8 protein-coding genes are annotated in these 15,869 nt (G+C 34.8%); all 8 read left to right on the top strand.

Annotated elements, in window-relative coordinates; genetic code table 11:
- Window positions 1–113: 113 nt before the first annotated feature.
- The 8 genes from DM397_RS06425 (at window position 114) to DM397_RS06390 (ending at window position 15,673) form a co-directional block, all read left to right on the top strand.
- Window positions 114–2,843 carry an alpha-d-galacturonidase gene (locus DM397_RS06425; RefSeq protein WP_111376742.1) on the top strand — a complete coding sequence of 910 codons (2,730 nt, stop codon included), beginning with the start codon at window positions 114–116 and terminating at the stop codon, window positions 2,841–2,843.
- 236 nt (window positions 2,844–3,079) lie between these two features.
- Window positions 3,080–6,607, top strand: coding sequence for a malectin domain-containing carbohydrate-binding protein (locus DM397_RS06420; RefSeq protein WP_111376741.1), 3,528 nt, complete (start codon window positions 3,080–3,082; stop codon window positions 6,605–6,607).
- 168 nt (window positions 6,608–6,775) lie between these two features.
- Complete coding sequence (locus DM397_RS06415; RefSeq protein WP_111376740.1) at window positions 6,776–9,193, top strand: sugar-binding domain-containing protein; 2,418 nt, start codon at window positions 6,776–6,778, stop codon at window positions 9,191–9,193.
- Between the two features lie 166 nt (window positions 9,194–9,359).
- The gene (locus DM397_RS06410; protein WP_111376739.1) at window positions 9,360–9,917 is read left to right on the top strand and encodes a YdeI/OmpD-associated family protein; all 558 of its coding nucleotides are present in this window, start codon (window positions 9,360–9,362) and stop codon (window positions 9,915–9,917) included.
- A 49-nt stretch (window positions 9,918–9,966) separates the two neighbouring features.
- On the top strand, window positions 9,967–10,623 hold the full coding sequence (locus DM397_RS06405) for a Pr6Pr family membrane protein (protein WP_111376738.1): 657 nt from the start codon (window positions 9,967–9,969) through the stop codon (window positions 10,621–10,623).
- Between the two features lie 305 nt (window positions 10,624–10,928).
- A complete protein-coding gene (locus tag DM397_RS06400) occupies window positions 10,929–11,291 on the top strand; it encodes a BlaI/MecI/CopY family transcriptional regulator (protein WP_111376737.1) in 363 nt (120 codons plus the stop codon).
- Window positions 11,288–13,300, top strand: coding sequence for a M56 family metallopeptidase (locus DM397_RS06395; RefSeq protein WP_111376736.1), 2,013 nt, complete (start codon window positions 11,288–11,290; stop codon window positions 13,298–13,300). Before DM397_RS06400 ends, DM397_RS06395 begins: the two co-directional genes overlap by 4 nt.
- Before the next feature lie 279 nt (window positions 13,301–13,579).
- Complete coding sequence (locus DM397_RS06390) at window positions 13,580–15,673, top strand: alpha-L-fucosidase (protein WP_111376735.1); 2,094 nt, start codon at window positions 13,580–13,582, stop codon at window positions 15,671–15,673.
- Window positions 15,674–15,869 lie beyond the last annotated feature (196 nt).

The following is a 15,869-nucleotide window of genomic DNA, read 5'->3' as shown; positions in this document are numbered from 1 at the left end:
AATTTTTCACTATAAATCTGCCGAGTCTGCTAAATCTGCGAGAGATATTTTTCACGCAGATCGGGCAGATTTAGCAGATTATTTTTAAAATGAATACCCAAAAACAGCATACTATGAAATATTTACAATTACTTTTTTTATGTTTTTACGTCTCTTTCGCGACAGCGCAGAACATTACAGTGGTTAGTGATCCGAGTTCGCCAAGAGCAAAATTTGGAGCAGAGAAATTATCAGAAACACTTTCAGCAAAAGGATTCAGCGTAACTTCTTATGATAAATTCAAAAAATCAAAAGATAAAGTAATTGTAATTGGAGAAAAAGGAACCGATTTCTGGAAGAAAAATGCTAAAAGTGCTAAAATCGACGACAGTAAATTAAACAAGAAAGAAGGTTTTCAGATTCGTACTCAAAATAATGTAATTTATATTGAAGGAACAGATGCAAGCGGAGCTTTGTATGGTGCTTTAGAATTAACAGATAAAATTAAGGCTTCAGGAAAACTTCCTTCAGAAATCAATATTGATGATAGTCCGGAAATGGTCTTACGTGGCGCTTGCATCGGAATGCAGAAACCCGTTTATCTTCCAGGTCGTGATGTTTACGAATATCCATATACACCAGAAACTTTCCCTTGGTTTTATGATAAAGCTTTATGGGTAAAATACTTAGATATGCTGGTAGAAAACCGCATGAACTCTTTGTATCTATGGAACGGACATCCGTTTGCTTCTTTAGTGAAACTAAAAGAATATCCATTTGCAGTAGAAGTAAGTGATGAAGATTTTAAAAAGAATGAGGAAATTTATAAATTCCTTACCGTTGAAGCAAATAAACGTGGAATTTGGGTAATTCAGATGTTTTATAATATTATTGTTTCTAAGCCTTTTGCAGAGCATTATAACATTAAAACTCAGGATCGTTCAAGACCTATTACGCCTTTATTGTCTGATTATACTAGAAAATCTATTGCTGCTTTTATCGAAAAATATCCAAACGTTGGTTTGATGGTTTGTTTGGGAGAAGCAATAAACACAGTCGATGATGATGTAGAATGGTTTACCAAAACCATTATTCCGGGTGTTCGTGACGGTTTACAAGCATTAGGAAAAACAGAAGAACCGCCAATTATCCTTCGTTCTCACGATACAGATGGCCCTTTGGTTATGGAAAAATCACTTCCGTTATACAAGAATCTTTATACAGAAAGTAAGTATACTGGAGAATCTTTAACGACTTATACACCGGGCGGGCCTTGGGGAGAAACACACAAACAATTGAGTGCTCTTAAATCGATTCATATAGAGAATGTTCATATTTTGGCGAATTTAGAGCCTTTCAGATATGGTTCACCAGATTTTATCCAGAAAACGGTAAAAGCAATGCATAGCGTTCACGGAGCAAATGCACTGCATTTATATCCGCAGGCATCGTATTGGGATTGGCCATATTCGGCAGATAAAACAAAATCAGGAGAACGTTTATTAGAAATGGATCGCGATTGGATTTGGTACAAAGCTTGGGCAAGATACGCTTGGGATAGCAAAAGAGATCGAAACGAAGAAATTAAATTCTGGGATAATGATTTAGCGGCGAAATTCGGAACTACTCAAGAAGCTGCAAATAACATTTTAAAAGCGTACGAAGAAACAGGAGAAATCGCTCCAAAAACACTAAGACGTTTCGGAATCACAGAAGGAAATCGTCAGACTTTATTGTTAGGAATGTTCGAAAGCCAATTGGTAAATCCGTCCAAATGGAGAGTATATCCGGGATTCCACGAATCTTGCGGGCCTGCGGGCGAATTGCTTTTAGAATATGCTAAAAAAGAATGGAACAAAGAACCACATTCTGGTGAACTTCCAACTCAAATTATTGCTGAAATTACAGAACACGGAAGATTAGCTGTTGAGGCAATAGACAAAGCAGAAGGAAGTGTAACCAAAGACAAAGAAGAATTTGAACGTCTTAAGAATGATATGCATGCTTATAAGGCTTTCGCCGATTTCTTCTCAGAAAAAGTAAAAGCAGCGTTGTTAGTTTTAAGATACAGTTATTCAAATGATATTAGCGATTTAGACAAAGCAATGCCTCATTTGGAGAAAAGTATTGAGTACTATGAGTTATTGGTAAACTTGACAAAAGGTACGTATTACTATGCGAATAGTATGCAAACTGCTCAACGCCGAATCCCGATTGGAGGAGACGACGGAAACAACAAAACTTGGGCAGAATTGTTACCGCATTATGAGCGTGAATTGGCTAATTTTAAAAGAAACCTAGAGAAGCTAAAATCTTCAAAAGATGGTAAAATAGAAACAAAAGAAGGTAAACCATGGAAAACCGCTGATGTAACTTTTATAGATGAAAAACCAGGAACTTATTTAGTTAAAACGGGAACAAAAGTTTACGGAACAGATATTTCTGAGTTAACTAAAATTGCTCCAGAGCTTCAAAACTTAAGAGGATTTTCTTTTGTAGAAAACGATCAAAACGAAAAAGGAACACATTTGAAGTTTAGAAACACAAAAGCGGTTAAATTAGTTGTCGGGTATTTCAATTCAGATCAGAAGAGATTCTTATTACCACCAAGTTTAGAAACCGATGCTGCGGGAAATGCGCACGGTCAAGCCGAAGTGATTCTAGCAAATGCAATGAATTTAAAAGATTTACCACGTGTAAACATTCATACGTATACTTTCCAGCCAGGTGAGAATAAATTAGATTTAGGTAAAGGAAAAGTATTGATTTTAGGTTTTATCGACGCAGATCAAACCATATCACCACGCGATGTTGGATATATCGATGCAGGAGAAAAAGCAGCTATTGACTGGTTGTTTTATTAAAATTATAGGCAAAGTTAAACCTGACGGGTTTTAAAAACCCGTCAGGTTTGCTCGCAAGAATAAACACAATATTGTCATCCCGAGGAACGAGGGATCTCACTAGAATTTCCGTACAGAAATTCGCCAATCTTTGTCGAGTTCCGAGTGTGATTCCTCGTTCCTCGGAATGACAAAAAAGTCGAGTAAAATAAAAACTTTAATAACCTTATATCACTTATATGGTTTAATAAGAAAATATGAATAGAATAGTTTTTTTTATTTTTTGTTTTTTTTCAAGCCTTTGCTTTGTTTGGAGTCAGAGCAAAGATTCGGGGAAGTTTCGTAAAGAAATTTCGCTGAATTCGTCTTGGGAAACCGTAATACTGGATAATCTTCCGCTGAAAGAAGAAGATTTTGTAGAAAATCCAAAAACTGATTCCAATTGGCAGCAGGTTAGTGTGCCTCACAATTGGGATCAGTATTATGGTTTCAGAAGAACAAAACATGGAAATTTACATGGTACCGCCTGGTATAAAAAAGCATTAAAACTCGATAAGAAAGACAGTTCAAAACAACATTTTCTTTATTTTGAAGGCGTAAGTTCTTATGCAACGGTTTGGGTAAATGGTAAAAAAGTGGGCGAACACAAAGGCGGAAGAACCACTTTTACTTTAGACATTACCAAAGCGGTTTCTTTCGATGCGGCAAATATCATTTTAGTAAAAGCATCACATCCATCATTTATTGCCGATTTGCCATGGGTTTGTGGAGGCTGCTCAGGAGAATGGGGATTTTCAGAAGGCTCTCAGCCAATGGGAATTTTCAGACCTGTTACTTTAGTTATTACAAATGATGTTAGAATTCAGCCGTTTGGTGTTCATATCTGGAACGATAAATCGGTTTCTAAACAAAAAGCTATTCTTCATAGCACTACAGAAATCAAGAATTACAGCACTTCACAACGAAACTTAACTGTCGAAAATATCCTTTTTGACGCTTCAGGAAAAAAAGTTGCTATCAATAAAAGCGATAACAAAATCAATTCGGGAGAAACAAAGGAAATAGCACTGACACTTCCTGAGATTAAGAATCCGAAATTATGGTCGCCATACAATCCGTACTTGTATAAATTGGTGACTTCAATTTATGAAAACGGAAAAATAATCGATCAGTTAGCAACACCTTACGGAATTCGCTGGGTAAGCTGGCCAGTTAGCCGTGACGGAAAAGACAATCGTTTTTTCATTAATGATGAACCTGTTTTTATAAACGGTGTCTGTGAATACGAACATTTAATTGGGAAAAGCCACTCGTTTTCAGACGAAATGATTCATTCCAGAATCGAACAAATCAAAGCAGGCGGATTTAATGCTTTTAGAGAAGCGCATCAGCCTCATAATTTATTGTATCAAAAAGAATTAGACGAGAACGGAATTCTGTTTTGGAGTCAGTTTTCGGCACATATTTGGTACGATACGCCTGAGTTCAAAGAAAATTTTAAAACCTTATTACGCGAATGGATTAAGGAACGCAGAAACAGTCCGTCGGTAGTTATGTGGGGATTGCAAAATGAAAGCACGATTCCGAAAGAATTTGCAGAAGAATGCACGCAGATTATTCGTGAAATGGATCCGTTATCGGCATCGCAAAGAATCGTAACAACTTGTAACGGAGGCGAAGGAACAGATTGGAATGTGGTTCAAAACTGGTCAGGAACGTATGGCGGCGATCCGTTAAAATACCATCTAGAAATGACGAGTCAGTTATTAAATGGAGAATATGGCGCATGGCGTTCAGCCGATTTACATACCGAAGGCGAGTTTGACCAAAAGGGAACTTTAAGTGAAAACCGTTTTTCTCAATTAATGGAAATTAAAGTTAGAGAAGCCGAATCGGTAAGAGATAAAATTGCGGGACAGTTTAACTGGCTTTTTGCTTCACATGAGAATCCAGGAAGAGTACAAAATGGAGAAGGATTTAGAGATATTGACAAAGTCGGCCCAGTAAATTACAAAGGACTTTTTACCATTTGGGGCGAACCTTTGGATGCGTTTTATATGTATCGAGCGAATTATGTTTCGAACAAAACCAATCCGATGGTGTATATCGTTTCGCACACTTGGCCAAGTCGTTGGGAAAAACCAGGAATCAAAAACGGAATCGATATTTATTCGAATTGTGATGAAGTAGAATTGTTTAATGATGTCAATAAAGCTTCACTTGGAAAACTAAAAAATCCAGGAATCGGACAGCATTTTCAATTTAATAATGTCAATATTCAATACAATGTTTTATATGCCATTGGTTATGTAAATGGGAAAGCGGTTGCGCAAGATTATATTGTTTTAAATAACTTCCCAAAAGCACCAAGTTTTGATGCTTTAACAACTAACAAAGTTGATATTACTAAAGCAAAAAGCGGTTACAATTATATTTACAGAGTAAATTGCGGAGGTTCTGAATTAACAGATTCTGCGGGAAATACTTGGTTTACTGATACGCATAAAAACGGTCAAAATACTTGGGGTTCATTATCATGGACAGATAATTTTGAAAAATTGCCAGACTTTTTTGCCAGTCAAAGAAAAACTTTTGACCCGATAAACGGAACAAAAGATCCTGAGTTATTTCAAAGTTTTAGATACGGAGTTGATAAATTGCGTTATGAATTTCCAGCTCCAGACGGTGAATATTTAGTAGAATTATATTTCACAGAACCTTGGTACGGTACTGGTGGCGGAATGGATTGCAAAGGCTGGCGTTTGTTTGACGTTGCCATCAACGATAATGTTGTTTTAAAAGATTTTGATATTTGGGCAGAAGCTGGACATGATAACGCTTTGAAGAAAACATTCAAAGTAAAAAGCATAAATGGAAAAATTGTGATTTCGTTCCCAAATGTAAAAGCATCCCAGGCGATTATTTCTGCCATTGCGATTGCAACAAAAGACATTCATGCAAGACCTGCGGAGGAATCACCAAAAAACATTCAGAATTTGGTTTTAGATTCTTATGATAAAACTAACAGAGTAGCTTCATGGCTGGATATTAATTCAAAACAATATTCAGATTCTGATGTTGTTTTTACCGAATTGCCTTCAGAGGTTTTTGGTGCTGATTATTTACAGTTTTCAGTTAATTCTAAAAATAAAGGTTCGTTTAAGGCAAAAGAAGATTCAGATATTTATGTTTTTCCTGATGCTAAATTCAAAACGTCAGTAAGTTTTTCGGATTATAAAAAATTAGAAGAAAAAGCGAAAAACAGCAACGGAATTTCATTTGATGTTTTCACTAAAAAAGTAAAGAAAGGCGAGAAGGTTCTTTTTGATAATTCAGAAAATATAAACACAATTGTAGTCGTTCCAACTTACGATATGGGCGAAAAGGACGATTCGAGACCAGTTGTAATTATTGAAGCCGAAAAGGCAAAAATAACGGGAACTGGAATAGAAAAAGGAAATTTCAAAAAAGCCGATTATATTGAGTTCACAAAAAAGACAAACAATAGCATTGAGTTTGAAGTTAAACCAGGAGTTGCTGGAATTTATTTAATGCGTTTCCGTTTTATGAATAGAAATGAAACGCCATTAAAAGTCAAATTCAAAATGGAAGATGCCTACGGAATTTTAATGCGAAATGATACGATTGAGTTTTTCCCTTCACCAGAAAAATGGAAAATTTTGAATACGACTTCTGGCGGTTATATTAATGCAGGAACGTATAAAATTACGTTGGAAGGAGATGATTTGAAGGGATTAATGTTGGACAATTTCGAATTTCAATAAGTTTTTTGAGGTTCAAAGAGGCAGAGTGACAAAGGAACAGAGGTTTAATTAGGATTGCATTGTAGAGACGCACCGCAGTGCGTCTACGCTCCAATTGTCCATACTGTGTGTTAGACGCACTGCAGTGCGTCTCTACAGAAAAATACAATTAGAATAAAAAACATATTTATGATTAAACATAAAAACATATTTCAAAAAATTACAATTGCCTTATTGTTTTCAGTATCAGTTTTTGCACAAAAACAAGCCAGAATTGTAGAAGATTTCAATAAAAATTGGAACTTCAAATTAGGAGATTATCCCGAAGCAATAAATGCCAATTTCAATGCATCAGATTGGAGAGCGCTTCAATTACCGCACGATTGGAGTATTGAAGGCGCTTTTGATAAAGATGCCAAAACCAAACAAGCACAAGGATTTTTACCGGCTGGAAAAGGCTGGTATCGTAAAGTTTTTACTATTCCTGCAAATTGGAAAAACAAAACAGTTTCGATTGAATTTGACGGTGTTTTTAAGAACAGTGAAGTTTTCATTAATGGAAAATCATTAGGAGTTCGTCCAAATGGTTATATCTCTTTTGGTTATGATTTAACGCAGTATTTAAACTTTGGAAAAGAGAATTTGATTGCTGTTAAAGTCGATAACGATTCTCAACCCAATTCCAGATGGTACACGGGTTCTGGAATTTATCGTAATGTACGTTTGGTTGCCAGCGAAAAACTTCATGTTGGTAAGTGGGGAACTTTTGTAACGACTCCAGAAGTTTCGGCAGCAAAATCAAAAATACATTTAGAAGTTACAATTGATAATGATAATGCTTCGGCAAAAGAATTTAAACTCGTTACTTCGATTGTAAATGCAGAAAATAAAGAAGTTGCCAATTATACTTCAACAGAAAAAATCGGTGCTAAAACATCAGAAAAAAAGATTCACGATTTGGTTTTAGATCAGCCGAAATTGTGGAGCACAGAAAATCCGTATTTGTATAAAGTTATTACAAAAGTGTACGAAAAATCGAAATTGATTGATAATTATGAAACACCTTTAGGTTTCCGATTTTTCAATTTCGATTCAGAGAAAGGATTTTCTTTAAATGGTGTTCCAACCAAAATTTACGGCGTTTGTCTGCATCATGATAATGGCGCTTTGGGTGCGGTAGAAAATATTCATGCGGTTAGAAGAAAACTGACTTTGATGAAAGAAATGGGAGCCAACGCTATTAGAATGTCTCATAATCCGCATTCTTTGGAAATGATGCAATTGTGCGACGAAATGGGGTTTATCGTTCAGGACGAAGCTTTTGACGTTTGGAAAAAGAAAAAAGTAACCAACGATTACCACAAAGATTGGGATGCTTGGCACAAACAAGATTTAGAGGATTTTATCAAAAGAGATCGTAATCATCCATCAGTTATGATGTGGAGTATTGGTAACGAAATCAGAGAACAGTTTGATTCGACAGGAATTTCGATTACTAGGGAATTGGCTAAAATTGTAAAATCGTTGGACACAACACGTCCAGTAACTTCGGCTTTGACTGAAAATGTAATTGAGAAAAATTTTATTTACCAATCGGGCGCTTTAGATCTTTTGGGATTTAATTATAAACATGAAGATTATAAAGATTTTCCAACTAAATTTAATGGACAAAAGATATTAGCGTCCGAAAGTGTTTCGGCTTTAGAAACGCGCGGGCGTTATGATTTTCCAGACGGAATTAAAGCGTGGCCAACAAAACACGGTGCTCCGTTTGATGGAAATGCCGATTGGACGGTTTCGGCTTATGATCAGGTGAAATCGTATTGGGGTGCAACGCATGAAGAGAACTGGAAAACGATCAAAAAACAGGATTTCATGGCGGGAACTTTTATCTGGACAGGATTCGATTATATCGGAGAACCAGATCCGTATCCATTTCCTGCAAGAAGTTCGTATTTCGGAATCGTTGATTTAGCCGGACTTCCAAAAGATGTGTATTATATGTACCAAAGTGAATGGTCGAATAAAACGGTTCTGCATATTTTACCGCATTGGAACTGGAAAAAAGATCAGGAAGTCGAAGTTTGGGCATATTACAATAATGCCGATGAAGTGGAATTGTTCTTAAACGGAAGATCGCTTGGTAAAAAGTCAAAACAAAATGATGATTTGCATATTTCTTGGCGCGTAAAGTTTGAACCAGGAACATTAAAAGCTATTTCGAGAAAGAACGGAAAAGTAGTTTTAGAGAAAGAAATCCGCACAGCAGGAGAAGGTTCTAAAATTGATTTAAAAGCAGATAAGACATTAATCAAAAACGATACTTACGATTTGGTTTATGTAACCGTTTCAATGGTTGATAAAGATGGAAACTTATTGCCAACTGCAATGGATTTAGTCAATTTTGAAGTAACAGGCGGAGGAAAATTAGTTGGAGTTGATAATGGCTATCAGGCTAATTTAGATTCTTTTAAAGTCAATTCTTGTAAATTGTTTAATGGAAAATGCGTTGTAATTATTCAATCTAATGGGAAGAATGAAAATATTCAGTTGAAAGCGACGGCTTCTGGTTTACAAGCTTCAACAATCAAAGTTGAAGTGAATTAATCTCGCAAAGTCGCGGAGACGCAAAGTTTTTGAACCATATAAGTTATGTAAGCGATTTTAAGTTTTTACTTAATTGAACTTACATAACTTATATAGTTTATTTTTTTAATAAACTTTGCGCCTTCGCGACTTTGCGAGATTCTTTATACATTTATGAAAAAAACAAATGGCACCAACTTTCTTTGCAGATCAATTAGAATTTCGAAAATGGCTTGAGAAAAACCATCAAAACGAAAAGGACCTTTTAGTTGGTTTTTATAAAGTTACAAGCAAAAAGCCTTCTATGAGTTGGTCAGAATCGGTAGATCAAGCACTCTGTTTTGGCTGGATTGATGGTGTTAGAAAATCTATTGATACGGAAAGTTATACGATTCGTTTTACTCCAAGAAAACCTTCTAGCATTTGGAGTGCCATTAATATCCAAAAAATGGAAGATTTGACAAAAGCGGGATTAATGACCGATGCTGGTTTGAAAGCGTTTAGTTTTAGAACCGAAAATAAGTCTAAGATTTATTCGCACGAAAAAGAACCAGTTCCGCTTTTGGAATCCTACGAAAAAGAGTTTAAAAGCAACAAAACCGCATGGGAGTTTTTTGAGAAGCAAGCGCCTTCATACAAGAAAGTTATGATTCATTGGATTATGAGCGCCAAACAGGAAAAAACACAACTTTCAAGGCTTGAAAAAACTATTGCTGAAAGTGAAAAACAGAAAAGAGTCTTGTAGCTATTTTGAATAAAATGCTTTACTTTAGTACTCTGACTTTTAGTGAAATATGGAAAAAGAAAATACCACGAAAATTAAAGGGGAGATTTTGCTGGGTATTATTTTTGCCCTAGAATTATATGGCTTGCCTGTACAGTTTTATTTGCTGTTAAAAAATCCTGAATTTACTTTTTTCAGCGCAGCAGTTCGTTTTTTTAGTTTCTTTACTATCACAACAAATACAATCGTTTTTCTTTGCAGTGCTTTGTTGCTATTTGGCGGTAAAAGTAAGGCAAATGCTTTTTTCAAAAAATGTACTACAATCACTGCAATTACAGTTTACATTTTGATTGTCGGAATTGTTTTTAATTTGCTCCTTCGTCCAATTTTAGATTTGCAAGGACACCATCGCATTGTAAGCGAAATTTTCCATACTATTGTTCCTGTTTTATTTTTCTTTTTCTGGCTGTTTTTTGTAAGTCCAGATAGAATCTCTTTTAAAACCATTTGGTTTTGGTTGGTTTACCCGATTATTTATATGATTTATACCATATTTCACGGTTTTATTTCGAGTTTTTATCCCTATCCTTTTATAGATGTTACAAAACTCGGGTTGCAAACAGCGCTTATAAACGGTGTATTTGTTTTAATCTCTTTTGTGGTTTTGTCTGTGATTTTGATTTCGATTTCAAAAATTAGAACTAAGAAGATTAGCTTGGAAGACTAAAATAAAATATTCAATCTTCTAGTCAGGAATTGACAAAAAAAGGAACTTTCTTCTTTCCTTCTTTATCCTGAAATTTTTCTACAAACTTCCGATGGCATTAATTTAATAGATCAAAAATATCTTCATTTTTGTATCTAAACTTTACTTTTAGATTATAATTAATTCTTTTTTAGGTTGTTAAAAGTGAAAATTTATTACCTGAATGTTCCGTAATTACTGGTTTAACTAATTAATTAGTATAAATATTAATCAATTAGTTTTGCTACTAATTAATTAGTAGTTATATTTGTCAAAAGATTTCTACTATGATAAAATTAGCCAAACGAGAAGAACAGATTATGCAGGTTTTTTGGGATTTAAACAAAGCCTTCATCAGAGATATTATTCCATTGTTGCCAGATCCGAAACCACATTATAATAGTGTTGCTACGATTGTTAAAATATTAGAAGAAAAAGGGTTTTTAAATCGGGAAACAATAGGGAATATGCATTGCTTTTTTCCTGTAATTCAAAGAGAAGAATATCAACAATTTGCCCTGAAAGATGTTGTGAGTCAGTATTTTGATAATTCGTATCCACGAATGCTTGCCTTTTTTGCTAAAGAGCAAAAATTAACCGAAAAAGAATTGGACGAAATCGTAAACATGATAAAAAAAGATTCTATATGATACCTTATATTCTATACACAGCACTTATTCTTTTTGCGTGCCTTATGTTTTATAAGCTGCTTTTGCAGAAAGAAACTTTTTATAACTTGAATAGATTTGTTTTGCTGGCGTGCATGGTAGTAGCTTTTACTTTGCCGTTGCTTCCGATTCCGCAGCAATTCTCCCTTCAAAAGCAGAAAGTAACTGCAGCTATTCCTTCCATAAAAAAAACAGTTGCAAAAGAACCAACTGCTGAGCTGAAAACACTTCCTGTAAATGAAGTTTTAGTAAATGAAACAAAGCAACAATTTAATATGACTTTGGTCATGCAGTGGATAGTGTATTTGTATTGGTTTGGTGTCATTGTTTTTGCGCTTAATTTTTTGATGCAAGCTGTTATATTATTTTACAGAGCGTATACATCAGAGATTATTCGGGATGGAAAATTTAGAATTGTCGAAATAACAGGCGATAAAGCACCTTGTTCTTTTGCTAATAATATTTTTATAAATCCTGAAAAATACGAATGGGAAACGTACAATCAGATTTTGCTGCATGAAAAAATTCATATTGAGCAAAAACATACTATTGATCTTTTGCTTGCAGAAATCGTACTTATTTTTCAGTGGTTTAATCCTTTTGCTTGGCAATGGCGAAAAGCATTAGAAAGTAATCTTGAATTTTTGACCGATAACGAAATGCTACAACAAGGTAGTGTAGAAAAAGAAAGTTATCAATTTAGCCTGCTTAAAGTAGCGGCGCCACAATTTCCTTTGAGTCTTACAACTAACTATAATCAATCATTACTCAAAAAACGAATCATTATGATGAATTCAAAAAAATCAAACGTAAACACAACATGGAAATATTTTTTCCTGCTACCATTATTGGTATTGTTTGCCTGCCTTTTTAATCAACCGGCAGCGCAAAGTCAGACGCTAATTTCGAATATTAAAAACGAAGGAACTAAAGCGAGTCCAAACACTCAAAAGGGTGATCAAACCGAAGGAAACTGGTTTGCCACAATCAAAGGCAATACGGTAGAAATGGAATTTAAAAACGACGAGAATAGCCATTCTACTCATACTTATGATATTAGCGAGTTTAGCGGATTATCAAAAGATAAACAAGGAACATTTTCTCTAACGCGTGAAGCGGGAACAATGAACTTTACTGGAAAATTTGAAGGAAATAGCGGAATGGGAACGTATAAGTTTGTTGGCAATAAAAATTTTGCCAAAGAAATGGCTGCACAAGGGATTACATTGGCAGATGATACAGATCTTATGGTTTTCTTTGCTGTAAATATAAAAACGTCGTATGTAAAAATGCTGCATAAAAAAGGGTATAAAAATGTAGACAAAGAACAAGTAATTCCGTTGGCGGCTTTAAACGTAAGTGAAGATTACATCGATTCTATTAAAGATGCCGGAATTGGAAATATAGATATTGAAACCCTGATTCCTTTTAAATCCTTAAACATTGATAAAGCTTTTATTGAAGATATTATTAAATCGGGTTATAAAAATGTTTCACCAGAAAATCTGATCACTTTAAAATCTCAGAATATTGACGGAAAGTATATTAATGATTACCGTTCTTCGGCAAAAACAAAAAAGAATGAAAAGGGAGAAGAAGATGAGGACAATATTATTGCTTTCAAAACTTTAAACATAGATAAAGCTTATATAGATTCTTTTAAGAAAATGGGTTATAATGATCTTTCAAACGACGACTTAATTGCTTTAAAAGCTTTAAATGTAACTCCAGAATATGTTAGCCAATTCGAAAAAGTAGGTTATAAAAACATTTCGTCTGAAAATCTTACGGCTTTAAAATCGCAAAATATCACAGCAGATTTAATTAAGGAATATAAGGATTTGGGTTTTTCAGATCTAGATTTAAATGATATTGTGGGTGCAAAAGCGGTTGGTGCAACGCCAACTTTCATTAAAGCTATGAGAGAAAAAGGACATAACTTTAAAGATATTGGAAAGTATATAGCTTTAAAAGCAGTTGTTGGCAACTAAGCTAATATTGCTTTTGATAGTTAAAGCAATACATTTTCTTTGTAAATAAAATATTCAAGTTGTAAGACTACAATCAAAATATACTAATAAAGCCCAAATCTGTAGATTTGGGCTTTATTTTTTAGGCAACTTTTAAAATAGTATACTCAAACGAATTAGTGAAATAAAACCATTTCATGCCAAAATGCTGTAAAAAATGTTGTTGGTCGAAATTCTATTCGAGAGATTTCAATTTATACTACATTTATGCTTTATAGATTATTTTAAAGCAGATCAGCAATGAAAAAAATATTTCTTTCCTTATGTCTTTTTGGTGTAATTTCTAGTGCTTCAAGTCAGGAATTGACGAATGCTCCAAAGCCTTTTGGACCGCTTCCGACACAAAAACAAATCGATTGGCAGGAAATGGAATTTTATGCTTTTGTGCATTTTTCGTTAAATACATTTACCAATAAAGAATGGGGGTATGGAGACGAATCTCCGGAACTTTTTAATCCGTCGCAGTTAGATGTTCGTCAATGGGCGCGTGTGGTAAAAGAGGCTGGAATGAAAGGAATTATTTTGGTTGCCAAACACCACGATGGGTTTTGTCTTTGGCCTTCAGCTTACACAGAACGTTCAGTTAAAAATTCGCCTTGGGAAAACGGAAAAGGTGATTTGGTCAAAGAATTGGCCGCAGCTTGCAAAGAATATGATTTAAAATTAGGACTTTATCTTTCGCCTTGGGATAGAAATCACCCGCAATACGGCAAGCCTGAATATATCACGTATTTCAGAAATCAGTTAAAAGAATTATTGACCAATTACGGAGACGTTTTCGAAATGTGGTTTGATGGTGCAAACGGTGGAGATGGCTATTACGGCGGTGCAAATGAAACTAGAAAAATCAATTCGCTGACTTATTATAATTGGGATGAAACCTATAAACTAATTTACGATATCGCACCGAAGACCTTAGTTTGGGGCGTTGGACCATCTGAAGCAAGATGGATTGGAAATGAAGAAGGTCGTGCAGGAAAAACCAATTGGTCGTTACTACGCCAGAAAGATGAATTGGCTGGCAAAGTGCATTATACCGAATTTATGTCTGGACACGAAGACGGAGAAAAATGGGTTCCGGGAGAAGCTGACGTCTCTATAAGACCGGGATGGTTTTATCATTCAGTTGAAGATGATAAAGTTCGTTCGCTTGACGAAATGGTTGATATTTATTATGAATCGATTGGACGAAATGCGACTTTATTATTAAATCTTCCTGTTGATACGCGCGGATTGGTTCATGAAAATGACGAAGCAAGATTGAAAGAATTGGTTGCCACAATTAAAGCCGATTTCAAAAACGAACTGTTAGCAGGAAATCAGGTTCAGGCTTCAAACATTCGTGCAAACAATTCTAATTTCGGTCCGCAAAATGTTATTGACGGAAACAAAAATACGTATTGGGCAACAGACGATAAAGTAAAACAAGCTACAGTTGAATTTACGTTTAAAAAGCCCACAGCAATAAATAGAATTTTACTTCAAGAATATATTAAATTGGGTCAGCGTGTAAAAGCGTTTTCTATTGAAGTAAAAGTGGACGGACAATGGAAAACAATTGCCAATGAAACTACAATTGGCTACAAAAGAATTTTGCGTTTAGATCGCATTACGGCTTCGGCACTTAGAGTAAATGTATTAGATGCAAAATCGGGATTTGTAATCAGTACAATCGAAGCTTACAATGCGCCGACTTTTGTAAAAGAACCGCAAATTTTTAGAGATAAAAATGGTTTGGTGACAATTAAATCAGAAGAAGGAAACGCTATTTATTATACTTTGGATGGAAAAGCACCTACTGAAAAAAGCACTTTATATAAAGTTCCATTTGCATATAATAAAGAAGTAGAAATTAAAGCTATTTCACGAAATACTAAGGAGAAAATCAACAGTGGCATAAAGTCGGCAAAATATGGCGTTTCTAAAGAGAAATGGAAAGTGATTTCGGTTTCGAGCGGTGATAGTAATTCGGTTGAAAAAATTATTGACGGAAATGCAGATACAGATTGGAGTTTTGGAAATGAAGAAAACAAGTTGCCTCAAACTGTTGTTATTGATATGGGAGAATTGATCAGTATTAAAGGTTTTACCTATACGCCACAACAAGTTGGTAACAATTTAAATTTGATTTCAAATTATGAATTGTATACAAGTTTAGACAGTTTTTATTGGGATAAACAATCAGAAGGAGAATTTTCGAATATTAAACATAACCCAATTGAACAAATTAAAAGTTTTTCTGCAGTAAAAGCAAGATTTTTGAAATTTGTTGCGACAGCTGCGGTAGGAAAAGCGCAAACAGTTTCGATAGCTGAAATTGGTGTTGTGGAATAAAATACAGGTTTCCAAATTCATTCCGTAGGAACGTTTCGTCGGTAGCTCCGGTTGCCGAAATTGGCGTTATAGAATAAGATATGGATTCGTAGAAACTAGTCATTCCATAGGAATGTTTCGTTGGTAGAACCAAATTTGTATTACGATTATACGTTCCGTAGGAACGTTTGATTAACAAAACGGTGCCGCATTTCTA

It is taken from the genome of Flavobacterium nitrogenifigens, from assembly GCF_003254565.1.
Classification (GTDB): Bacteria; Bacteroidota; Bacteroidia; order Flavobacteriales; family Flavobacteriaceae; genus Flavobacterium; species Flavobacterium nitrogenifigens.
This window is presented reverse-complemented; position numbering and strand designations above follow the sequence as displayed.

Coding starts and splice junctions, on each gene's coding strand:
- DM397_RS06410 (WP_111376739.1), top strand. CDS start 9,360: ATGGCACCAACTTTCTTTGCAGATCAATTAGAATTTCGAAAATGGCTT.
- DM397_RS06405 (WP_111376738.1), top strand. CDS start 9,967: ATGGAAAAAGAAAATACCACGAAAATTAAAGGGGAGATTTTGCTGGGT.
- DM397_RS06395 (WP_111376736.1), top strand. CDS start 11,288: ATGATACCTTATATTCTATACACAGCACTTATTCTTTTTGCGTGCCTT.
- DM397_RS06415 (WP_111376740.1), top strand. CDS start 6,776: ATGATTAAACATAAAAACATATTTCAAAAAATTACAATTGCCTTATTG.
- DM397_RS06400 (WP_111376737.1), top strand. CDS start 10,929: ATGATAAAATTAGCCAAACGAGAAGAACAGATTATGCAGGTTTTTTGG.
- DM397_RS06425 (WP_111376742.1), top strand. CDS start 114: ATGAAATATTTACAATTACTTTTTTTATGTTTTTACGTCTCTTTCGCG.
- DM397_RS06390 (WP_111376735.1), top strand. CDS start 13,580: ATGAAAAAAATATTTCTTTCCTTATGTCTTTTTGGTGTAATTTCTAGT.
- DM397_RS06420 (WP_111376741.1), top strand. CDS start 3,080: ATGAATAGAATAGTTTTTTTTATTTTTTGTTTTTTTTCAAGCCTTTGC.